Below are 22,560 nucleotides of genomic sequence, written 5' to 3' on the forward strand. Positions count from 1 at the left end.
ACATAACTCCTTTGATATCAGTCGACATTTTGCGCAATCAGATACAAACCGTTTTCACCGGTGTTCATTCGCCAGAAGGCGTTGTCCAGTGAGTTGAGGCTGTAAGGGAAAATCCAGCGACCAAGGCTGTAGAGTGTTTCGACATACTGGCTTGGATACTGGGGAGTCCGGCTATGTTGCATAGTTGCAGGTTCAAAAAGCGGTGAGATTGACTGGTAACCGACCGGTATTGGCACCAGCCAGCCCCGGCCATGTTTTATGCTGGTCGTCTTCCAGTGCACGGGTTGTTCTTTGTCTTCATTCTTTGCGGGCAACTGTTCGGGTAAGTGATGCAGCATCGCCGTCTCGAGAAGCGCATCCAGAGCGGTCGCATCGGGTGATTGCTGCTGTAGCTGCCTGGTAATTTCTATCATCTCCTGACGGGCATCCATAAGAATAAAGGCTGGTGCCAGACGAGCCTTTAGCTGATCGAGGTTTTCTACCGATATCAGCTCAACCGTTTTGATACTAAATACACTTCCACCAGCCATTCTCTGTTGCTGTAATGTTTGATCAATCCAGTGACAAAACTCTTGTTCATTGTCATGAAGCCAGTCCTCGTCATCGAAGCCCTCACAGCGTACAGGTATGACCAGGCTGATAGTCATATCAACCTTGCCCTCTTCAACAATGGCTGGTGTTGTTCCGTTTTTCTTGATCGGGTTGCGGCTTTGATTGAATGTGTAGTCGCTGAAAGCATTGGGACGATAACGTCTTACCCTGCAATCATGGCTGGCTATCAGTGCTCCATCAAAAGTCAGGCTGACAGGAAACGTGATTTTACGTTCCAGAGCGTGAACAGCACCTAAAAAACCTGTTAAAGCTGGAAAGCCATAACTGAGCGGGCCAGAGATGGCATTGGCAGCCTGTACCTTGATTTGGGCAATATGCAGGTAGTAATCAATATCACTCATGAGAATATCCCCGCATCATGACGCTGGCTCGCTTTGATGGCTGCTTCCATTTCTCGCTGCCATTCACTGAATTCCACATCGTCAAAGTCGGTGGCTTGTTTTTTGAATCTTGCCTGCAGCAAATTGTTCAACCAGAGTGCGAAATCCTGCATTACGATCTTTACCCATTCGCCTCTTTCTCTCTGTTCTTTGAAAGCGTCCTGGTCTTCCTGATCTGCTCGCAGAGGGTCGAGCCAGAGTTTGTGCGGCATTTTTAGCCGGTAGTTTTCACTCCACCCTGCAAGAAAGTTTTGTTGTATATAGGCCGCTATTTGTAAAATCTGGCCAAGAATGAGATTGAGAGCTTCTTTTCGCTGTTCACGAATATCCATGATACTGCCGGGAGCTTCGATCACTGCATACAGCATCTGTAGACCTTCGTAACAGTGATAAGCCAGATTCCTGTTAAAGAAGTTTTCTTGTCGTTTGCCAACGGAAAACTCATTCCGTCGGGAGTAGGTGGGTGGCAGGGATTCAAGTAGCAGGTTTACCCCACCCTGTATCCCCGTTATTGCGCTCACATTTCTTGATTTTAAAAAGCCTCCACCACCTAAGATACATTTTGCAATTGAAGAGATGGTGACATAGGGGGCAGCGTCGCTGCCTTTCTTATATCTGCCTTTCACCACCCCGATTGATATTTGCCTAAAATCTGTTGTCAAAGAAATAAACAGACATTCAGGTGCACCAACATGCCTCAAGCTCAATACCAGTCTAAGAACCTCAACCACCTTGGCTTGGTTGCCGCTATGTGTCGGGAGTTAAAGATAGCCGAATACATTGATGCCCGTATCACAAATGACTCCGATGTTCGTAATGTCACTATTGGACAAGCTGTAGTTGCAATGATCATCAATGGCTTGGGCTTTACGGGGCAAACTCTGTACATGCTCCCTGAGTTTTTTGAGGATAAGCCGATTGACCGCCTTATCGGGGAAGGTATACAGGCTGAACACTTGAACGACAAGGTACTTGGTCGGGCTCTCGACAGTTTGTACGACGCTGGTGTTAGCGACTTGTATCTCAATCTGGCCGTCAAGGTCGTCAATCATCTGAAACTTCCTTGCAAGGCATTAAATCTGGATGGCACCAGCTTTCATGTGGATGGAGTCTATAACAGTCATGACAATCCAGACGACTTAAATTGTATTCATATCTGCCAAGGTTACAGCCGTGACCACCGGCCTGACCTGAATCAGGTAGTCTTGCAGTTAATGACTGAAAATCAGGCGGGCATCCCTGTGTTTATGGCCCCTGCCAGCGGTAATGTAAACGACAAAACCTGTTTTCAGGAAATTATCAAAAATCATCTGTCATGTTTTAAGGCCGCTTTGAATAGCCGCTATCTGGTTGCTGATGCTGCCATGTATGTTGCAGAAACCCTTCAGTTGCTTGATGAGCAAAAGCAGCTGTTTATCTCCCGGGTGCCCCTGAACATCAAGGAGGCAAAGGAGCTGGTCTGCAAAGCGCCAACCATGTCGCTGGTGCCTGTTGAAGGCTATGAAGATTACTATTCAGCTGAAGTGCCTTCCTGCTACGGAGGGGTTCAGCAACGATGGTTCCTGTTTCTCAACAAAAAGCGCGGGCTTAGTGAACGGAAAACATTGACCCGAAAGATGCAAAAGCAGTCACTGAAAGAGGCCCGTGATCTGGAGAAGCTGAGCAAAAAGGCCTTTTTGTGCCGGGACGATGCATTGAAGGCTTTTGCCTTGTGGCAGAAACAATCGAAACTTTGCCAAAGCGAAACAGAGCCAGAGGTTATCCGTAAACCCTGCTATTCGGGCAAAGGAAGACCATCGCCGGATAGCAAGCCTGATCACTTCGAGTACTTTGTGCAGGCTGAATGCTTTGTTTCCTGCGAGAAAAGGGAGCATGCAGAAGCCTCACTGGGTTGTTTTATCCTAAGCACCAATGAACTGGATAAAAATAGTTTGAATGCCTCTGAGCTGCTGTCTACTTATAAGTCGCAACAAAAAGTTGAAGGCGGCTTTCGGTTTCTGAAGAGCCCGGACTTTCTGGTCTCTTCGCTCTATCTGAAGAAAGCGGAACGTATTGAAGCCCTGTTAATGGTGATGACTCTATGCCTGATGGTCTATGCTGCTATCCAGCACAGAATCAGGCAGGAACTGAAAAAGCAAAGTCGTGTATTTCCAGACCAGAAAAAAAAGCCCTGCCAGAACCCAACAGCAAGATGGGTATTTTTCTGTTTCCAGGGGCTTAGTGTATTAACGGTCAATAATCAGGAGGAACATGTGATTGGCTTGAAGGAAAGGCAGTGGACGATCATTCAAATTTTGGGCATTTTTTACGAGTCCATGTATTCCTGATAGGGGTGGTGAAAGGCGGTTATATCTATTAGCCTTATTTTTTCTATTATCTTCACTGTTACGTGCACTTTCAATTTTAGTGAATGCCTTGTTAATTAAAATGGTTGGGTGAAGAGGTAAAAGGTTGCGATAACTGTCTTTTTTTATAGCATTTTGCATAGGCCAAAGCAGTTGCTTGTTAACTCCTGATGCTTTTGGCGATTCCTGTCTGCTAGTCAGAGAGTTATAAAAACTTTCTTGATATTTCTTTGATGTCGCTATGTCATCAGAAAAAGCTCCTTCTAACGACTGGTGCTCACCAATTATCAGGTCACGAAGTTTGTTTTCCTGAATTTGGATGTCAAAAAAATCAGCTAGTGGCAAGGCCGCAGAGTTTCCACTGGCATCTAACTCATCCCCCAAAGCTTGTTGTGAGCCGATAATTCCATCGGGAAGGTTGTTTTGCGGACGGAAGTTGATGTTATCCCCTTTTGAGTCTGGGTGTATGCCCTTTGAAAAGTGAGATCCAAATGTTAGCTGCTTAGCTAGCGTTGTGGCGAAAAATTCCAGTCGCACGGGCTTGGAATATTTACGCTTTTTAACTTCAATAGACTTGATGATATTTGATTCTGTATTGCTGTTAGGCTCTGCCTTAACCAGTTTCTTCTGCTCTGGCCCCAGTTTGCTCCGGAGCTGTTCACTGAGATACTGATCAATAGCCTGGATGACGTCATCAGGTGTGATTGACTTCATGGCTTCTTTCCACCTTATATCAATTCAGTCGAACTGACAGTATGGCAGAAAAAAGAAACCATTCGGGTGTGATTCTTAAAATATGAAAGTGCGATTCTTTGTGTAATCAAAAAACTTTGACTTTTTATAGTTGTGGTAGACTTTGCTTTTCTGCCGAGCAGGCAGCTTATAAAATTCAAGTGTGGTTCTTCATGCAAAAATTACTGCCGAACAGGCAGACACCAAAAGGGCTTTCTGTTAGAAGCCCTTTTGGTGATGCATCTCACTTCCGGGTGTCAGCTCAGGCTGGCCAAAACCCAAACCATGGATGAAAGCGCCAGCTTTTTTGTTCGGCCAATCGTATTGAACTGAAGCGAATAGAAGTCTTTATTGGTGATTCGTCATTCAACTGTGCACAAAGGTCATCCAATGCCGTATGAAAATCACTGACCAACCAGGGCTGGCTTGTCGCATTTTGTGGTGCAAAATCGTCGTAGGCAAACTGGCTGTTTATGCTGTCTTGCCCCTGAGGGTTCTCCCGGGCTTTATCCGCATAACGAAAACGTATTCCTGCCGGGTAGCCCTCGTCAGGTACAGCAACAATGTCAGCCTGTGGGATCTGATCATATCGAAATGGAGTTGCTCGCTGCATATGGATGTTGGCCTGTGCTGCAGTGTTGCGCTGCCAGAAAGCATTGACAACGTTAGTACTTTCCGAGTTGAGAAGGTCGGCCATAACTGCATGTTCAAGGTCGGCCAGCCGAAGGTCTGGCTGGAGTTCATCGGGCCGGGCTATTCGAGGGACTGAATTGATATTATCCATCTGCTGACCGGTAATCAGGCGATCTGAGCAGCGATGGCTATTGAGAAGATGCGTTTTGCTCTCAAATCCAGGCCGCAGAAATACAGGGTCTCCAACCCCCAGATTGCTCCCGGCCTGAAGGGCTTTGATGTTGCTATCAAGAATCAGCACATTGGCTTTGGTCGCTATCTTATCTGGTCGGTGTCGCCAGATTCGCCCAACCAGCTGAATGATTGAGCGCATTGATGATGGTTCAATTATGGCCCAGTCGTAATCGTGATCCCGGCCCACTTCAGCAACAGCTGTAGCAAGAACGATAAAGATATGATGTTGTTTATCGCCGTTCTGAACTGCATTGGTAATTTCTGGATGGTCAAACAGGTTTTTGTCTCTATTCCGGTTGAGAATACGATCCAGCTTATGTTCCAGTCGGCTGCGTAAAAGAAGCAGTTGTCGGGCATGATAACAGCAGATATGTAGTTGAATATTGTCCGGTAACGTTGACTGGTAAAGTGCTCTTGCCAGATCAACCATTGGATCAATATTCGCCATCCGAACCAGGCCAACACTGGCGGTTCTGTGACTTACAGGACAGGTTTCATGATAGGTGTTGTGCAGGCGTAAACAGGCATCGGTAATAATTTGTGCCAGAGTACGGTTGTGAATTTTTTCCTCTTCAGATGCTTTGGGAAGAACAGTAGGTAGAATTTCTCCTATACGTTTTGGCGGAAGTGCACTCAACGCTCTAATACGCCTGCGAATAAATTTGGTGTGGCACCTGGCAAAGGTTTGTCCGTTAATGCAAGGTTCAATATGTTGGTTGAATTCATCAAACCATGCACAGTAGATATCCATGTTTTTTTCATTCTGGTTAAGTTGCCAGAGCTGGCGGCCTTTTTGGTAGGCTACAAAGAGTCCTTGAACCAGGTCTGGTGTCAGGGTGGCAGAAGAGAGCAGGATATTACTCCCCATCATACCAGCCATATGAACCAGACGACTCAGGGCGGGCAAATCATTTTGATCAAAGTCATCAGGCTCATCAAGAATCAGGTCGCTGGTCATTAGACGGAGGATCGGCACGATATGGCGCCCACCGCGCAGTGTTTCTGTTGCACTGATAATGTGGTCAACTGTACAGGAAACTACCGGTGCGTAGAGCAGGTCGCTGGCTTTTGGATCTTGAATAATGGTTCCCAAGGTGGATTTATCCAGTACGCAGTTCTCGTAGTCGAGCTTATCGATAATCAGATCGGCAGCCGATTCACTGCCGTTATCCTCGGTAATCTCCTCTTCCACTTCCTGCTGTAGATCAAACAGTGTCCGTTGGGCCGTACCGCCGACAAGAATAGCCAGTTCGGTATCATCCAGGTTTAATCTTTCTCGCAAGGCCATGCCCGTCTGAAGGGTTAATACCCGCAAGCCAAGGGCGATGGTAAAGCGGGGTCCTCGCTCGGGATCAGCAAGTGCGGCCATGATCCGGGCATTGCCCAGAGTTTTACCACAGCCCGTGCTGGCCAGATTTACACCAAAAAAACCTTGCCGACGAGCCTCCTTCTGGTGTTTTTTTATCAGGCTCCAACCTTGGTTTTGCCACTGGAATCTTGGTATTGAAGTCCGTCTGGAAAATGGGCTGATATCCTCGAGGCGGGGCAATTCATGGGCAAACCGTGGTAGTAAGCGCGAGAAATCACCCGTAAACCGGGCAACCCCAAGCAGATGCTCATCCAAGGCTTGTTTTGGTTGTTTTGATAGGTAATCAGTATTGGCAATAAGTGAAGTTGAAAGGCTTTGATCACCAGTAACACGACGTTTGTCATCCGCAGACAGGCTGGAATAGTTGTGGTCGCCCACCATAAGACATAAGCGTGCCAAGTGCATCAGTAATGGATTATTCGTTTCAGGTGGATTCAATAGCTGAGGATGGTTCAGTGCTTTTGTGGCCCAGCGTTTTACTGTTTTTTGCCACATCAGGCTGTCGGTGGCTTGAGCTGAAAATCGCCAAAAATCTCCTGTATCATTGCGTTCACTCTGTGCTTTTTCCGAGAAAACCCAATAGTTATAGGCTGATAGCCGCTTGTAGAAGCGATCAAGATCCAGTTGCAAAAACTTCAACTGGTCGCATAGTTTTTCCCTTTCCCTAAAATTATGTCGGTCATCACAGGGGAGGCGGTGGTGGGTGACAATCAACCAGGAAACTAATTGTGCCAAGGGTGGAAGATAGGCAATACCTTTGGATTTGTTTTTGTGTTTATGGTCGTTGTAGAGGTTATCAACCCAGTTGGGTTGCTGTTTGAAATAGATGGGCAGATTGCATAATCTTTCCAGCCATTCCCTGTCAGTCGAACAATCATAAATCAGCGCCTCAAATAGGCGAAGGGATATCCACTCGTGACGGTAAGGGTCACTTTGTTGAGTTCCAGAGCTCTTAAGTTTTCGTTGGAATCCAACCGTTGCTTTGCCCAGGTCGTGCAGAAGTGCAGCAAGTACGGCAACAATTTGTATTGAGGTTGCCATAGTCCAGTTGTTTTCCCACTCTGTGCCCGTCAGAGTTCTCCGGGTTCGATTGACTGGCACAAGGCCTTTGTTATTAAAGGCGCTGCGTTTGCCCACCACCCACACCAACTCACTACGCGACCGAGACCGAATCCAGTGGCAACTGACGGCAGTACTCTTAGTCGCTGTTTTGCGCAGCAGTTTTTTAACGGCGTTTAATCCCTCCTGAGTAATAATGGTTTGCCAGGTGTTGTCGCCAATTCGGTCTGCAAAAGCATCCAGAACCCGTCGTGTTTTTTTCAGAGCATTTTTTTCACACTGGGAGACAAAGGTGACCATCATGGCTGCTTACTCCCAGTCATCTTTCAGGGCTATGGCTTTTACCTGATCAAACATAAAATCCAGGGCCTTATGATCAGTAAATGCCTGCAAGCACTGTTGCCGGAACTCTTGCTCTGTGGCGTCTTCCTTTGCACAGATAAACGACCAGGGAAGAACCAGCGTATCCTTGATGAGATCAGCTACGTCGAATACCAGGGCTCCCCGGCGGGTTTTGCCGTGCATCACTGCAAAACCGTGGGGGATGCCTAATACCCAAAGCGTGGTTGCTGCCAGTCCGTAAGCCAGATAATTACCATGATTCAAAAATGTATTGGCCTGATCTTCTGCGCTGCGTTCACGAGTAAATGAACCATAACCGGTTTGCCGTGCTGCAAACTTATAAAGCGTCTTGGTCAGCCGTGCCTCTGCCTGTAGTAAATCATTGACTGTTAATACCTTGTTGATTGTGCTCTCAGTAGTCTCAAGGTCAGGCTTTATGCTATCAATGAGAAAGCCTTCATTTTTGAGGTCTCGGTCTTTGCTCCAAATTGTTTTCATAAACTGAATTCTGGCGAGCTGCATTTGTTTTGCTGCTTGTAATCTTTTCTGGTCATCAAACCAGAACTGCATCCAGCCCTGCATGTATTCTGTAGGGCGATATTCACTTTGTGGCGTTAACCATTCCACCTCATTGGCCATCAACAGGGGCGTTCCACCGCCACCACAAAAACCAATTAACACACCGGCAGAAGCCAGCATACGAACAGCGGCCTGAGTAATAGAGGTTCCGTTGCCCAATAGCAGGCAAGTGGTGTTGGCAATGGGAATATTCCAGTAGTGGTTGTTATTTTTTGCTTCGGTGAGATACAGTACCCGGCCATCTTTCTGCATGATCCGGCATTTTTCCAGATAATAGATATTGGCTCTTTTTGAGTGCAGAATAGCCTTGAGATCAGTCAATATATCCATTGCATAATACTCCTTTTCTGAATCATGGCTTTCGTTTAAACGCATTAAATTCAGATTTAGAAAAATAGGTAGGATTGGTTGGCTGTCGTATTTCAACGAGCTTGGGAATTGATAAAAGAGGGCTTTCAAGCCCTCCCGGATCGGTCGATCAGATATCAATCACGTCAAAAGGCACTAATGGATTAACATCCGCCTCATAATCAACGCCTTCAACACCAAAACCAAAGAGTTTCAGGAACTCTTCCTTGTATTCAACGTAATCAGTCAACTCGGCCAGGTTTTCGTTGGTCAGTGTTGGCCAGAGTGCCTGACAGTGTGATTGAATGTCGTCTCTCAGCTCCCAGTCATCCAGGCGCAGGCGATTGGTGTCGTCCACTGCCGGAGTCTGGCCGTCTTCTCTGTAAAGGCGATCACGAAACATTCGGTTGATCTGCTCGATGCAGCCTTCATGAACACCTTCTTCGCGCATCTTTTTGAAGACCATGGCGATATAGAGAGGCATTACCGGAATGGCGGAGCTGGCCTGGGTAACGACACTCTTCAGTACTGCGATGTTGGCTGAACCATTCAGGCTCTTGAGTTGTTTATCAATGGCGTGGGCGGCACGGTCGAGATCCTTTTTGGCTTGACCCAATGCACCTTCCCAGTAAATAGGCCAGGTAAGTTCGGTACCAATATAGCTATAGGCCACAGTTTTACAGCCTTCTGCCAGGACATCGGCTTCTGAAAGAGCTTTTATCCAGAGTTCCCAGTCTTCACCCCCCATTACCGTCACCGTTGCTGCTACTTCTTCTTCGGTCGCAGGCTCAACAGAGGCTTCAAACAGTTGATCTTTGTTGGTGTCGACGGCAGTCGCCTTATAAGGCTGTCCCATAGGCTTGAGTACGGAACGGATCACTTCACCACTGTCAGGCAGTTTACGGACGGGAGAAGCCAGGGAATAAACTACCAGATCGATCTGGCCCAGATCTTCCCTGATCAGTTCGATTGTTTTGGTTTTGGCTTCGTGACTGAATGCATCTCCGTTCAGGCTTTTTGCATAGAGACCTGCTTCATGGGCCAGCTTTTCGAAAGCGGCAGAATTGTACCAACCTGCCGTACCGGGTTTTTTTTCGGTCGCAGGCTTTTCAAAGAAAACACCGATAGTGGCCGCGCCTGAACCAAAAGCCGCAGTAATTCGAGAGGCAAGGCCGTAACCACTGGAAGCACCAATAACCAGGACCCGCTTGGGACCCCCGGCCACTTCACCCTGAGCCCTGGTATAAGCGATCTGCTCTTTAACGTTCTGCTCACACCCGACAGGGTGGGTCGTTGTGCAGATAAATCCGCGAATCCTTGGCTTGATAATCATCTTTGGCTCCGGTTAACGATAAGAGACGGCACTCGGTTCACTGTGCCATAACAGTCGAGTAAAGCTTATCCAAAACCGGCAGGGTGGAAAAGGCGCAGGCGGTATAGATCAGTCGGTATATTGATACGAAATGTATCAAGAGCTCTCAAGATAGAAAAGTTTGTCCCGAACACTGCGCTTAAAGTCGCTTGGCGTGAGCTGGAAGTGTTTCTGAAACAGTCGGCTGAAATAGTCAGGGTCTGTGTATCCGGCCTGGTAGGCTGCTTCCCTGATTGAAAGGTCGGTACTTTTCAGGAGATCCGAGGCCAGTGTCAATCTCATTCGCTGAATATAAGCGGTGGGGGAGAAGCCCGTTGCTTCCTTGAATCTTCTGTGCAGCGTTCTTCGTGTCAAGCCTGAAGCAGCTACCAGGTTTTCCATCTCAATAGCTTCACAATAATGCTGCCTTATCCATTCCTGAAGCCGGACGATGATTTCATCGTTATGAGCGGTTGTGTGATCTTCGGCGAACAGCATCTGATCCATAGGTCGACGAATTTCGTGGGAGAACTGCTGCTCGACCTTATGGGCAATTTGTTCTCCCATACTCAGCTTAATAAGGTGAACCATAAGATCGGCAACCGAGTTGACACTTCCGGCACAGAATATTCTGCCCGAGCGGGTAATCAGGTGGTGGGGTTTAAAATCAACCTTGGGATAGTGTCGCTTTAATCGTTCAAGAAAATACCAGTGAGTCGCTGCGGGCTGGTGATTCAATAAACCTGTTTCGGCCATAAATGTGACCCCGGTTGCTGCTACGCAGAAGGTAGCGCCCTGCTGATGCTGATACCTTAGCCATTTCACCATTGCTCTGGATTGTTTGACCACGGGTAGGGGATTGCGCCAAAGGCCGGGCACAATGACAAGGTCTCCGGGACCTGTTTCAGGAAAGGTCACTTCCGGTGTCAGAGGAATTCTGCTCATGCTGATGATCGGGTTAAGTTGCTCAGCACAGAAACAGACTTCGACGTCTGGATACTGATGTCTCAGTCGACTATAGGTGACTCCTGCCTGGATCATTTCAAGGGGTAAACTGATGCTGGTAGACAGCATATGATCCACAAGGGGAATCAGAACTCTATTCAGTGAAAGCGTTTTCTGTACCAATGCACCGGCCTGTGAATTCGATGGTATGGCGTAATAATCAGGTATATTGGCGTAAATGTACAGATGAGTTGATGAATGTCCTATTAAACTACCGCTATATCTTTTCTCTAAATGGAGTTGTTACCGTGAGCAGATTGCCGGTCATTGTCGCGCAGGGAGGCATCAGCCCGGCGGGACGAAGTTCAGGGTTTCATGGCTATCATCGCCTGATATTTGATCAATTGGGTGCTCAGCAACAGCAGAAAACATTGTCTGCTATCGCACGACTCAGGGGGTTGGATAAAGACACTCCGGCAGACACCATTCTTTCAGGTACTTTGATCAGGCAGCTGGAAACCAATCTGTTTGATAATAACGCTCTCTATTATCACCAGCCCCTCAAAGCCGACAAGGGGTCCGAGCTGATTCTGCCCAAGTGCAGGTTGCCCAAGCCATTGCCGGAAAACTGGCAGGTGGAAGCACTGAATGATGGTCGAAATGTCAGAGTTTGTTTTTCTGGTCTGCAAACCCTGATGTTGCCTTCAACAAGGGCTGGTTCGGTCAATGCTGCTGGTCAGTTACCCAGCGGTTTTGATCCTGCTGCGCTCTATCAGTCGAGACATCATCCCCGCTCACTGGCTATGACGGTTTATGGTGCGTCAGATGCCTTGCAATCCTCAGGTTTGGAGTGGCAGCTCTTAAAAGAGAATTTGTCTCCCGAACAGATTGCTGTCTATTCTGGCAGTGCCATGAGCCAGCTCGACTATAACGGCTATGGCGGTATGCTGAAAGCCCGCCTGATGGGTAAGAGAGTCAGTTCCAAGCAATGTCCACTGGGCTTTGCTGAAATGTCTGCTGACTTTATCAATGCTTATATCCTGGGTTCACTGGGTAATACCGGCACTTCAATGGGAGCCTGTGCGACCTTGCTTTATAACCTGCAGCTGGCAGTAAACGACATTCGTTCCGGCAAGCGCCGTGTGGTGATTGTTGGCAACAGTGAGGCACCGGTCATTCCTGAAATCATGGATGGCTATAGCACCATGGGAGCTCTGGCTACGGATGATGCTTTGAGGAAGCTTGATGGTCTTGACGATCTTACCAACCCCGATTGGCGTAATGCCTGTCGTCCTTTTGCAGAGAGTGCCGGTTTTACCATTGCCGAGTCTTCTCAATACTTTGTCTTGATGGATGATGGACTGGCGCTGGAGACCGGTGCTGAAATTCTCGGCGCGGTGGCTGATGTTTTTGTGAACGCAGACGGCTATAAGAAATCCATTTCAGCGCCCGGTGCCGGCAACTATCTGACCCTTGCCAGGGCTGCCGCTCTCGGCAGGGCCATTCTGGGAGAGGACGCTCTGCGACAGAGAAGTTTTGTTCAGGCTCACGGTACCGGTACCCCACAGAACCGGGTGACTGAATCCCGCATCCTCAATGAAACGGCTCGTCATTTTGGTATGAATAACTGGCCTGTCACTGCAGTTAAGAGCTATCTGGGTCACTCTATTGGTGCGGCTGCCGGTGATCAGCTAATGTCGACACTGGGTGTCTGGCATCAGGGCATTATTCCCGGAATCAGAACCATTTCCGGCATTGCTGAAGACGTTCATCATTCACACCTTGATATCAGTATGAATCACAAACAGATGGACCCATCACAGATGGCCATGTCGCTGATCAATGCCAAAGGTTTTGGGGGCAACAACGCTACGGCACTGGTTCTGAGTCCTGATATAACCCGTGAGATGTTAAAAGCCAGACACGGCGAGCAGGCACTTTCATCCTGGCAGCAGTGCTACGAAACTACGTTCCGCCGTCAGGAAGAGTATGAGTCTGCACAGCTGTCTGGCCAGGCGGAGCCTATTTATCTATTTGGTGAAGGGGTTCTTGGAGAAGACGATCTGGAGTACACCGACCAATCCATTAAGGTACCCGGTTTCGGCCACCCGGTGAATCTGGAAGTAGATAATCCTTTCTGGTCTTTTTGATCTTGGAAGCCTGATGAAGTGGGGGCACCACCTTTCCAGCCCGGGACATAAGAAGAGTTAATGTATCCCGTTATTCGGCTGCACTGGATGATATTATTGAGTCATACCCGAGCAAACGTTCAGTTGATTTATGGTCTATTTTACGGGCATGTTCTTCAAAAGCTTTACATCATTATCCGGGCTGGTCATTGAGTTATGTATAAAGGTAGACTCAATCAGTCCTCAGTATCTCATTAAAGGGAGAAAGTCATAATGAGAACCAGACTCAAACTGACCGGAATACTGATTAGCTCTATTGTTCTTACTGGCATGGCTGCCAGTATGGTAACGGCAGATGAAGATGAACAGGCAGGAAGAGTGGAAGTCAGTCACGCCAACAGTACTCATTTAACGCTTTACCCGGACAAAACCCTGGTTCGTCAGCAGTTCAAAGTGCTTCCCGGATCGGATGGGAGCCTGGTCGTCGAAGGCATGGCCGATGACTGGGAAGATGACAGCCTTGAGCTGGAATACATCAAAGACAAACAAGGTCTGGTGCCCGATAGCCTCACTTGGCACAGAGGTGGGCTGGACCGGGATCATCTATACAACAGGTTGGTCGGCAAGTCGGTTGAACTCGTAGGGGGAGGGCTGAACGTTCCGGTACAGGGTGTGTTGCTCTCCTATGACAGTGGAATGGGTCTGGTCCAGGGCAGTAATGGTCGACAATACCTGGTGGACTGGAACGATCCGCAGGGTATCAGGCTGGCTTCGCGCGAACAGGTTTTTCTGGAAAAAGACTATCAGACTCGTCTGATAGCACGCTTCCCGGATCTGGAAGGTACCGACCAGTTACGTCTTTCTTACATCACGCCTTCCATTCGCTATTCAAGCCATTATCGAATGACTCTTGATGATGATGGAAAGGCCCGTATTGAGCTGACGGCGCTGTTAAACAACAACACAGAAACCGATTACAACAACGCAGATATCAAGCTGGTGGCCGGTGATATGGGGCGACCCAACGTGGGCTATGCCCATAAAATGGTGAGGGCGAATGCTGCCAGTCCCATGCCCGGTCAGGAAAATCAGCGGGTGGGTGAAGTCATGGTCATACCCTTGCCGAAGGATCAAACGAAACTGACCCCGTTCTCCTGGCAACAGATGACGCTCTACAAGGAAGATCAGATAGCACTCGATCATTACTATCAGCTGGATGTCAATGGACGTTCATATTCGGGCAGAGGTTCAGATCTGCAAAGACCCAGACTGAATTATCGCTTTAAGGCAGGGCGCGATCTTCCTGCGGGTGAGGTGAGAATTCTTGAGTCTACCGGCGACGGCACTGTGATTATCAGTGGTAATGCCATGATTCCCCAGACCACCAAAGGGGATTATGCCCATCTTGCTATGGGCGAAGCTCTGACTGTGAGGGTTGAGAGAAAGCGTGTTGACAGTCAGCAGCGCGAGAAGGAGCTGATCAGTCGCTGGCAGGCCGTCGTATTCAATGACAGTGATGAAGAGGTGACCTTGATGATGACAGATCGCGATCATTCTCTGATTAAGTTGGAAGATGTGAAAGGCGGTACTCTGGAGCAGACTGACACCATCAAAGTCAAAGTTCCCGCAAAAAGCAAGAAAACGTATACATATACCTCGGTATACACTCGGTAATACCGTTCAGGTCAGAAGTCTGAAGGCAATAGTTGTTCAGGCTTCTGGCAAAATAAAATGCAACTTACTACAGATCAAAGGCTCATGCTCAATTATCCATCCATTGTAGTTCTGACTGGTGCCGGTATTTCTGCCGAGTCGGGTATTCGAACCTTCAGGGGCAGTGATGGCCTTTGGGAAAACCATTCGATTGAAGATGTCGCCACGCCGGAAGGTTATTATCGCAATCCGGCCCTGGTGCAGGCTTTCTATAATGACAGGCGACAACGACTGAGTGAAGTGGTTTGTAATGCTGCTCATAAGGCTCTTTCAGACTTTGAAAAGTCTTTTGATGGTGAGTTTCTGCTGGTAACCCAAAACGTGGATGATCTGCATTCCCGGGCGGGCAGTCAGAACCTGATTCACATGCATGGTGAGCTTTATAAAGCGAGTTGTCAGGATACAGAGCAGGTTTTCGAGTGGTATGAGGATCTGACTACCGAAACACTCTGCCCCTGTTGTCAAATGGCGGGCAATTTGCGGCCTCATATCGTCTGGTTTGGTGAAATGCCCCTGGAGATGGATCGTATCTACAAAGCTTTGTCGCAGTGTGATCTTTTTGTATCCATCGGAACTTCAGGTAATGTTTATCCGGCTGCTGGCTTTTTTGAAGAAGCCAAAGCTGCGGGTGCCGAAACTGTAGAGTTGAATCTTGAGCCCGGCTCCAACGCCTCCCGGTTTGATCGAAGTCTAAGCGGTCCTGCTACTGAATTGGTTCCTGAATTCTTTAATACTTTGCTGGAATAGATGTACGGCAATATTATCCTATCTCAAATTTTTCGATGCCCTGCATGTTATGCTTCTTCTCAATTGGAGAAAGCGGAGTGTGTTTTTTTTGGCAGTTCGTGCTTCTGTTCCGAAGAGGAATTTTTTACTTTTGGGGTATTATCCAAAGGCGACAGTTTGTCTGAGTGGTCAGGCTTGTAATCTGAATGCAATGGGTCAACGGCATCAGGCGCGTGTTGAGATACAGCGGCTGCAGAACAGCCAGAGACTGCCTCTTCCCTAAAGTCACCGACGAATATAGCAGCTCTTTTACCAGCGCGCCTTTCACCAAGCGTTTGACCAGTAGCCGGAAAGGCAACAAAATTGAAGAGTTCAGGGTTGATACTGTTATACCTTGTAAACAGATGCTTCAAAACATCTTTAGTGAAGACGCTGCTGAGACAGCCTGAATATTCAAATTCAATCCTGATAATAGGTTTGTCCGATGTACGCTCCGATACTGTTCGTTTGACAAAAAGAGACTGTCCATCTGCAGACCAGCTGAACGAGGCTTTTTCCAGAGACTCAGGGGGAAACCATACCATTGGAACAGCATCAAATCGGTAAGTAACCGAGGTACCGGGCAGGCCAACAGAGACAACAGAGGTAGTACCTTTGATTTCGGGCGGATGAACAAGAATATTCAGCGATGATAAGAAGAAATTTTGCTTGGCTTTACCTTTAAATGACTTCACGTAGCTGAGGTAACCTGCATTCCTGTAATTAGCAGTAGCGTGGTAATCATGGTCAACGATCCACAGATACTCAGGGAACAAATCTGCCGGTGCCTGCGCCATAACCGCTCGAACCGTTGTCATAACAATCAGAAAAATAACAGTTTGTCGCACCAGAAATACCTGCTGGTTTATAACAAACGGTAACTATAGACGCTCAAAATGGTTCTGCAGACAACCTTGATCGGAAAATAAAAAATAAAGGGCAATCACAAGCTAAAGGCATTAAAGGAAGGACCAACAGCTGTCACCAATTCATCATGAAACTGACACCCTTGTAACATCACTGTGTCTTATTTCTTACATACCCTGTGCTCGCAAAATAACCCATAACAAACGGGAGTCCTTGTGAGAGTTCTGAGTTTTATACCACTGATTGTTTTTTCACTATTGCTGAGTGGCTGTGACGATGAAACAGAAACCGCCAATGGTGACAATAATACCAGTGAATACCACTGCCCAGTTGAATAAATAGTAAAGGCAATCAGCTAATTATGAAAAAAGCGTTGAGTCGTCGTAAATTTTTAAAAGCGTCAGGTATCGGTTTAACTGGAGTGACAGCATCAGGGTTGCTTCCACCTTCAATTGTGAAGGCTTTATCCATTCCGGCAAATAATGTCCATGGCAACATCAATGATGTCGAGCATGTGGTTATATTGATGCAGGAAAACCGGGCTTTTGACCACTATTTTGGAACCTTGGCAGGGGTTCGTGGTTTTGCTGATCGCCATCCTGTTCCTACGGTGTATGGCAATGTCTGGAAGCAAAAATATAAGCAACGAAATAATGAACGCTTTATTTATCCCTATCATCTGGATGCGGAACAGGGTAATGCCCAGCGGGTGAATGGTACGCCACACACTTTTCCGGATGCCCATGAAGCCTGGGATCACGGGCGCATGAGCGATTGGCCAACCTATAAAGAAGATCAGTCGATGGGTTACTACACAGAGGCTGAATTACCTTTTCAATTTGCCCTGGCCGATGCTTTTACTGTCTGTGATGAATACTACTGCTCATTCCATGGGGGAACTAACCCTAACCGGCTGTATCATTGGACGGGTATCAATCATCACGAACTGGACCCTAACCCACCTGCCATTTTTAATGATTATGATAGTCTGGGCTCGTCCAGTGAAGGGTATACATGGACAACCTATCCCGAGCGTCTGGAGCAGGCGGGTGTCAGTTGGAGGATTTATCAGAACTTACCTGATAATTTTACAGACAACCCTCTGGCCGGTTTTAGACAGTACCGGGAAGCCAATGAATCAAAAGGCAATCAATCCAATGGTAAGCCTTATCCCGAATGGTCAGAAGACGATGACAACATAAGCCCTTTGCTGAAAGGCGTCGCCAATACCATGGCTGACGGTGGCTTTTTGGAAAGTCTTAAAAATGATATTGAAAACAAAACTTTGCCACAAGTGTCATGGATTATTGCGCCAGCAACTTATTCCGAGCACCCGGGACCTTCGTCACCGGTACAGGGAGGCTGGTATACACAGGAAGTTCTGGATGCATTAACCAGTGACCCGGACACCTGGAGTAAAACAGTCCTGATTATCAATTTTGATGAAAATGATGGTTTCTTTGATCATATGCCTCCACCTTGCCCGCCTTCCCTGAGTGAGGGAGCTTTTCATGGTGAAAGTACTGTTGATACAACCGGAGAGTATCATACTGAAAATCAGGCTTATGGTCCGGGTCCAAGAGTTCCGGCATTGATTGTTTCTCCGTGGAGCCGGGGAGGCTGGGTGAACTCACAGGTGTTCGATCATACGTCGGTGTTACAGTTTCTGGAGAAGCGTTTTGGAGTGATCGAAGAGAATATTACGCCTTTTCGCCGTGCGGTTTGCGGTAATTTATTATCGGCGTTTAATTTTGAAAACCCTAATGACGAGCCATTGCCATCGCTACCGGAAATGACTAAGTCCGAGGCTGATACCATAAGATTCTTCCAACAACTATTGCCACAGATTAATCCTCCGGCTGAAGATGACCAGCTACCGCCCGCTGCGGATGCAGGTATCCGGCCTTCAAGAGCTCTTCCTTATGAGCTGCACGTCAACGCTTTGGTCGATATTGATCAGTATTCCGTTGTTCTGACTATGACCAACAGTGGACAGCAGGGCGCGGTGATTCATGTCTATGATCAACTGAATCTGGAAGAGATACCTAAGCGTTTTGTCATTGGAGCCGGAGATACCGTACGGGCTACATGGCCGACATCTCTCGACAATAAGTATGACTTGTGGGTGCTCTCTGCTAACGGTTTTCATCGTCAGTTTAAGGGAACCTGCGAGCAGGAACATAACCAGGAAGTCTCCGTATGTTATGGAGTTAACAAGGAAACGCCGTCGGTTCTTGTCAAGCTGGAAAATCTTGCAGATACAGAGAAGCGTGTAACTGTAGACTTCTCAGCCTACGAGCCAGGTAATCAAAAGACTGTCACTCTGGCAGCCGGTGAAAAATCGTCTGTTGAGCAGTTTATCAAGCCTGCATCCAACTGGTATGAGCTGGAAGTCAGTGTTGAAGGAAGTGACACGTTCAGACGTTATTGTGGCAGGGTTGAAAATGGCACTCATGGCGTTTCAGACCCTCTGATGGGGTCATAAAACTTCTGAAAATTCAGAGGGTGCCCAAAGTGATGGGGGATACCAATCGAACTTTCTAACTTCCTATTGCGCTGAAGATTTGAGCCTTAATCCTGCGTTGGCGATCGTCGCCATAGTTAAGGCTATGACTCCTCACGCCGCCTTGTCTCAAGGCTCAAATCTCCATGCTCATCATGGCAGTTAGCAAGCACGATTGGTATAACCTTTGTTTTTAGCCACATTGGCTGTCAGTCTGGGAGGTTTGGCTCATGATGGATATTTTGAGGCAGGATGACTATGGAAAAATAACTGGCCAGATGAAATGATAACCCTTAGTAATACTTTTTTAGACACTATCTGCAGGACATTCTATTGAGCCCTTCAACATGTCAGCTTCCGGATGGTCTGGTTGATGCAATGCGACATTTCAGTGCAATTGATGCCATCTATCTATACGGTTCACGGGCAAAAGGGAATGCCAGGGACGACAGCGACTGGGATCTTGCTGTTATTTATACAGATTATGAAACCGATCTTCTGGAACGTGCCGTCCGGCCACAAATGATGGAAGCCGAGCTAGAGCGGCTGTACCCCGAGCTTGAACTCAGTGTTGTTGATCTTCGAGAGGTACCTGTGCCTCTGCAATGGAATATTATTCAGGGTATGAAACTGTTTGACCGCTATGTTCCGGCCGTTCGCCGTCTTGAGCATGCCATTATTTCTGCCTGGGAAAAAGACTATGAACGATAAAGCGTACGAACAGGAAATTGAGAATGTTCAGCAGGAGATGATACTTATTCTTGATGAGCTTCATGATGATCTTGGCAGCTGGAGAGCCAGGGACATGCTGGCTGCCCAGAGAGCATTACAAATTCTGATTGAGTCGCTGATTGGCTTATCCCGATATGTTTATCAGGAAAAATTCGGAGTTAAAGTCACAAAATCCCGGGCGGCAATCGATGGTTTAGAGAAGCGGAACGCTTTAACTCGACAGGATTACGACACAGCGATGAAGATGATCGGTTTTCGAAATGTACTAGTGCATGACTATCTTGACGTCAATCGCAATATTCTTGAAGCCATTATAAAGAATAAGTTTTATCGTGATATTCAAAGGATTACTCTTCATATACAGTCTCTTTTGTAATATTTATCTGCTACCTGCAGTGCTACCTGCATGACATCCATAAACCTTCGTTTCCATAAACCTTCGTTTTCAACTGACTCACGGGTTTGGTGAGGGCTGCCCAGACTGAGGCCGGATGATCAGAACCATAGTACCTTAGTCAATTACCCTGAAATCTTCACGAGTACCGCTATTCCAAGGAATACTGGAAATTTGAAAGGTTCGTCAGGGTCAGTCAGAAGAAGCTGAAGAAGACTTTTTACTTGACGGTTTACTTGGTCGCTGAAATGGATGGGTTCACTGGCAAGTGCTTCGTTGAGAGTCTGCTCAATCGCTTTTAAGTATGAAGGCGATAATATGGTGTTGAGTCGCCGGCATCGTCGGCCTGACGCAATGCTTGATAATGGGTATTTTGTTGGTCACGAATGATGGTTTCTACGGGCAAAAAAGCCATCGGCTCAGCAATGGCATCACGGATGGAAGGTCGCAACGGCGTAAAAAGCCCTTGCTACACAAGAGTTTCAGGCAAAAAGAAACCCGCGACTCTGGGGGAAGAGTACGCGGGCTAAGACCATTTTAGGAGTGAAACATAGGTACACAATGCAAGTATCAAGGCCACTTAAGTCAGCAGCCCAGACTGATTGATCGTAGGGGGAAGTCGACCGGATCAGTAGAAGTAATTATGGTGCAGATTCTTCTCGCGTCCACTGAGCTATAAGATCAATTCTGAATAATCAGCTTTTTTATTACTCTTGAATGATTTGATGCCTCTCAGTTTATTCACCAGGCGTCAGTTCAAAGTGTTTCTGTTGTCCAGAGTCTCTGAGCCTGAGCCACTGTTTAATCCTATCTGCTGCAGTTCTTTCACCTCATCAGGGGTGATATAAAGATCTCCTTCCTTACCTTCCAGAGCGCCATGGCCATGCCAGGGAAGCAGTTTGTAGTCCGAATGGTGGGTATAATCGAGAAAGGGGTATTTAATGATCTGGAAATAGGGAGAGTAGTCAAAGTCACTGGGTGTGCAGAGTTTGGGATTGCGCTGAAACAGCTGAACACCATTTTCTCCATTCATTTTCACCAGAGGCAAAATCGGGAAGTGAATAAAACTGAATGCCTCGGCAATCATACTGGAGCAAACAGTTTTGGTTTCATCTCCGGGTGAATGTTGAAATAAAGTGGAACGCCAGCGCCTGGGCATTATGGAATAAGGGAAGAAAAAGCGGGCCAGGTCCAATATATGGCGCACGTTGTAATCAAGACCCAAACGGCTGACAGCATAGTGAATGACCTGCTGGCTGTCGGAATAGTTTAATCCATTGGGTCGACAAATTCTCAGGTGTTCACCTTCATAGCGGCTTAAAGGGTGTACGACTGTTCCAAATCCAAGCTCACTCTCAATGATAAGTTGATCATCCGGAGAGCCGTCATAAGACTCTTTAACGGTCTGTCGAATACGGTCGTCTTCTATATCATGCAGGCGGCCAACATAAAGCATGGCATGGGACCAGGGGCTCTGGGTGATCTGTTTGATGACATTGCTGACTCGAGATTTACCTTCAACGAGCACTACATCGCAGGGCTTAAGCTCATGGCGGATTCTTTCGAAATCACAGAGAGGTCGGTTGTTGTCTTCAGGCTGTTGCATGAGCCATTTGGTGAGTAAGCCAGCGAGTGATTTGAAGAGCTGCATTGTTTTTCCCTGTCGTTCTTCGACTATGCACTTCTCCATAACTTCAGTGCTTCAACTTAAATAGTAGCATTTGTCATATCCCTGATAGGGTCATGGGTGACTTCTAATCTCGATCTTGCGAACTATCCTTTCTGGATCGATCGAGTGTCCGGCAGAGATAAATCAGACGGCGTCCTCATTAAGACGATATAATGTCTTTGTTGCATCCGTGTTTCATTCGAGTACTGACGTTTCGCCAGAACAATGACAACAGACTGAGGGGCCGAATTATGAGTGATCAATCCATATCACCCGGACAGCTGGCTGAGAGCATGAAGCCTCTCCTGAAACAGCAGGGGTTACCTCCTGTTCATTCATGGAATCCCGATTTTTGTGGGGATATAGACATGAAAATCTGTCGGGATGGCAGTTGGCTCTACATGGGATCACCCATAGCCAGAGAGTCCATGGTTAAACTGTTTTCTAACATTCTCAGGCATGATGAGGATGACTGTTTTTATCTGGTGACCCCGGTAGAGAAGGTGAGAATCCAGGTAGAAGATGCTCCGTTTGTGGCTGTCTCCGTTGAAAATAATGACAATGGCCTGACTTTCACTACTAACGTAGGTGATAAAGTGACTCTGGATCGAGAGCATCCTTTGTGGGTGAATATTGATTCGTCGACGGGAGAGCCTTCACCGTACATCAGAGTCAGGGCTCAGCTGGATGCTCTGGTTCATCGTAACGTCTTCTATCAACTCATTGAGATGGCAGAAGAAAAATCTACGGAGCATGATGATGTAGAGTTGTGCCTCAACAGTCACGGTCAAACTTTCACCATTGGCAGTATAAAACCTGAATACTGATCCGGGATGGGAGGCAATAAATCTGCCTGAGC

At 47.3% G+C, this 22,560-nt stretch carries 19 protein-coding genes; 9 read left to right on the top strand and 10 right to left on the bottom strand.

The genetic code is table 11. The annotated features are described in order from the left end of the window. Positions 1 to 17: 17 nt before the first annotated feature. Together csy2 and ACO6V5_RS05930 are read right to left on the bottom strand one after the other, a co-directional pair. Positions 18 to 953: a type I-F CRISPR-associated protein Csy2 gene (gene csy2 / locus ACO6V5_RS05925; protein WP_422413234.1), complete on the bottom strand. Its 936-nt coding sequence runs from the start codon at positions 951 to 953 to the stop codon at positions 18 to 20. After that, positions 950 to 1,723, bottom strand: coding sequence for a type I-F CRISPR-associated protein Csy1 (locus ACO6V5_RS05930; protein WP_422492068.1), 774 nt, complete (start codon positions 1,721 to 1,723; stop codon positions 950 to 952). The genes csy2 and ACO6V5_RS05930 overlap by 4 nt, the downstream gene beginning before the upstream one ends. On the opposite strand from ACO6V5_RS05930, the gene ACO6V5_RS05935 reads away from it, so the two are divergent. Further along, complete coding sequence (locus ACO6V5_RS05935) at positions 1,685 to 3,319, top strand: IS1634 family transposase (protein WP_317142404.1); 1,635 nt, start codon at positions 1,685 to 1,687, stop codon at positions 3,317 to 3,319. The genes ACO6V5_RS05930 and ACO6V5_RS05935 overlap by 39 nt on opposite strands. Here ACO6V5_RS05935 and ACO6V5_RS05940 read toward each other — a convergent pair. The 5 genes from ACO6V5_RS05940 to ACO6V5_RS05960 form a co-directional block, all read right to left on the bottom strand. Continuing rightward, positions 3,218 to 4,051, bottom strand: a complete 834-nt coding sequence (locus tag ACO6V5_RS05940) for a type I-F CRISPR-associated protein Csy1 (protein WP_422441828.1) — start codon at positions 4,049 to 4,051, stop codon at positions 3,218 to 3,220. The two genes, ACO6V5_RS05935 and ACO6V5_RS05940, sit on opposite strands and share 102 nt — an antisense overlap. A gap of 280 nt (positions 4,052 to 4,331) precedes the next feature. Next, positions 4,332 to 7,667: a type I-F CRISPR-associated helicase Cas3f gene (cas3f, locus tag ACO6V5_RS05945; protein WP_422412011.1), complete on the bottom strand. Its 3,336-nt coding sequence runs from the start codon at positions 7,665 to 7,667 to the stop codon at positions 4,332 to 4,334. 6 nt (positions 7,668 to 7,673) lie between these two features. Continuing rightward, entirely contained in the window at positions 7,674 to 8,615 is a 942-nt protein-coding gene (gene cas1f / locus ACO6V5_RS05950; RefSeq protein ID WP_422412009.1) for a type I-F CRISPR-associated endonuclease Cas1f, read from the bottom strand. A 148-nt stretch (positions 8,616 to 8,763) separates the two neighbouring features. After that, positions 8,764 to 9,966, bottom strand: coding sequence for an enoyl-ACP reductase FabV (gene fabV / locus ACO6V5_RS05955; protein ID WP_422412007.1), 1,203 nt, complete (start codon positions 9,964 to 9,966; stop codon positions 8,764 to 8,766). Between the two features lie 135 nt (positions 9,967 to 10,101). Further along, positions 10,102 to 11,058: a GlxA family transcriptional regulator gene (locus ACO6V5_RS05960; protein ID WP_422138054.1), complete on the bottom strand. Its 957-nt coding sequence runs from the start codon at positions 11,056 to 11,058 to the stop codon at positions 10,102 to 10,104. A 179-nt stretch (positions 11,059 to 11,237) separates the two neighbouring features. Between ACO6V5_RS05960 and ACO6V5_RS05965 the strand changes: the two genes are divergently transcribed. The 3 genes from ACO6V5_RS05965 (at position 11,238) to cobB (ending at position 15,518) form a co-directional block, all read left to right on the top strand. Next, positions 11,238 to 13,079 carry a beta-ketoacyl synthase gene (locus tag ACO6V5_RS05965; RefSeq protein ID WP_422138053.1) on the top strand — a complete coding sequence of 614 codons (1,842 nt, stop codon included), beginning with the start codon at positions 11,238 to 11,240 and terminating at the stop codon, positions 13,077 to 13,079. A gap of 252 nt (positions 13,080 to 13,331) precedes the next feature. Continuing rightward, the gene (locus ACO6V5_RS05970; protein WP_422138052.1) at positions 13,332 to 14,732 is read left to right on the top strand and encodes a DUF4139 domain-containing protein; all 1,401 of its coding nucleotides are present in this window, start codon (positions 13,332 to 13,334) and stop codon (positions 14,730 to 14,732) included. A gap of 57 nt (positions 14,733 to 14,789) precedes the next feature. Then, positions 14,790 to 15,518, top strand: coding sequence for a Sir2 family NAD+-dependent deacetylase (gene cobB / locus ACO6V5_RS05975; RefSeq protein ID WP_422133880.1), 729 nt, complete (start codon positions 14,790 to 14,792; stop codon positions 15,516 to 15,518). Positions 15,519 to 15,577: 59 nt separating this feature from the next. Here the strand turns inward: cobB and ACO6V5_RS05980 are convergent, their stop codons facing one another. Then, the gene (locus tag ACO6V5_RS05980; protein ID WP_422138051.1) at positions 15,578 to 16,384 is read right to left on the bottom strand and encodes a hypothetical protein; all 807 of its coding nucleotides are present in this window, start codon (positions 16,382 to 16,384) and stop codon (positions 15,578 to 15,580) included. Between the two features lie 234 nt (positions 16,385 to 16,618). Here ACO6V5_RS05980 and ACO6V5_RS05985 point away from each other — a divergent pair, with 234 nt between their 5' ends. The 4 genes from ACO6V5_RS05985 to hepT all read left to right on the top strand — a co-directional run bounded on the left by ACO6V5_RS05985 (position 16,619) and on the right by hepT (position 20,014). Beyond that, a complete protein-coding gene (locus ACO6V5_RS05985) occupies positions 16,619 to 16,741 on the top strand; it encodes a hypothetical protein (protein WP_422133878.1) in 123 nt (40 codons plus the stop codon). Between the two features lie 23 nt (positions 16,742 to 16,764). Further along, positions 16,765 to 18,888, top strand: a complete 2,124-nt coding sequence (locus ACO6V5_RS05990; RefSeq protein WP_422133877.1) for a phosphocholine-specific phospholipase C — start codon at positions 16,765 to 16,767, stop codon at positions 18,886 to 18,888. Between the two features lie 351 nt (positions 18,889 to 19,239). Further along, positions 19,240 to 19,617 carry a type VII toxin-antitoxin system MntA family adenylyltransferase antitoxin gene (mntA, locus tag ACO6V5_RS05995; protein ID WP_422133876.1) on the top strand — a complete coding sequence of 126 codons (378 nt, stop codon included), beginning with the start codon at positions 19,240 to 19,242 and terminating at the stop codon, positions 19,615 to 19,617. After that, entirely contained in the window at positions 19,607 to 20,014 is a 408-nt protein-coding gene (hepT, locus tag ACO6V5_RS06000) for a type VII toxin-antitoxin system HepT family RNase toxin (protein WP_422138049.1), read from the top strand. Before mntA ends, hepT begins: the two co-directional genes overlap by 11 nt. Positions 20,015 to 20,330: 316 nt before the next feature. Here hepT and ACO6V5_RS06005 read toward each other — a convergent pair whose 3' ends face one another. Then, positions 20,331 to 20,483, bottom strand: a complete 153-nt coding sequence (locus tag ACO6V5_RS06005) for a hypothetical protein (protein ID WP_422133874.1) — start codon at positions 20,481 to 20,483, stop codon at positions 20,331 to 20,333. Between the two features lie 300 nt (positions 20,484 to 20,783). Further along, positions 20,784 to 21,683, bottom strand: a complete 900-nt coding sequence (locus ACO6V5_RS06010) for a hypothetical protein (protein WP_422138048.1) — start codon at positions 21,681 to 21,683, stop codon at positions 20,784 to 20,786. A gap of 269 nt (positions 21,684 to 21,952) precedes the next feature. Between ACO6V5_RS06010 and ACO6V5_RS06015 the strand changes: the two genes are divergently transcribed. Then, entirely contained in the window at positions 21,953 to 22,528 is a 576-nt protein-coding gene (locus ACO6V5_RS06015) for a DUF1285 domain-containing protein (protein ID WP_422133872.1), read from the top strand. The last annotated feature ends 32 nt before the right edge of the window (positions 22,529 to 22,560 follow it).

This window comes from Endozoicomonas sp. ALD068, assembly GCF_049310145.1.
Taxonomy (GTDB): domain Bacteria; phylum Pseudomonadota; class Gammaproteobacteria; order Pseudomonadales; family Endozoicomonadaceae; genus Endozoicomonas_A.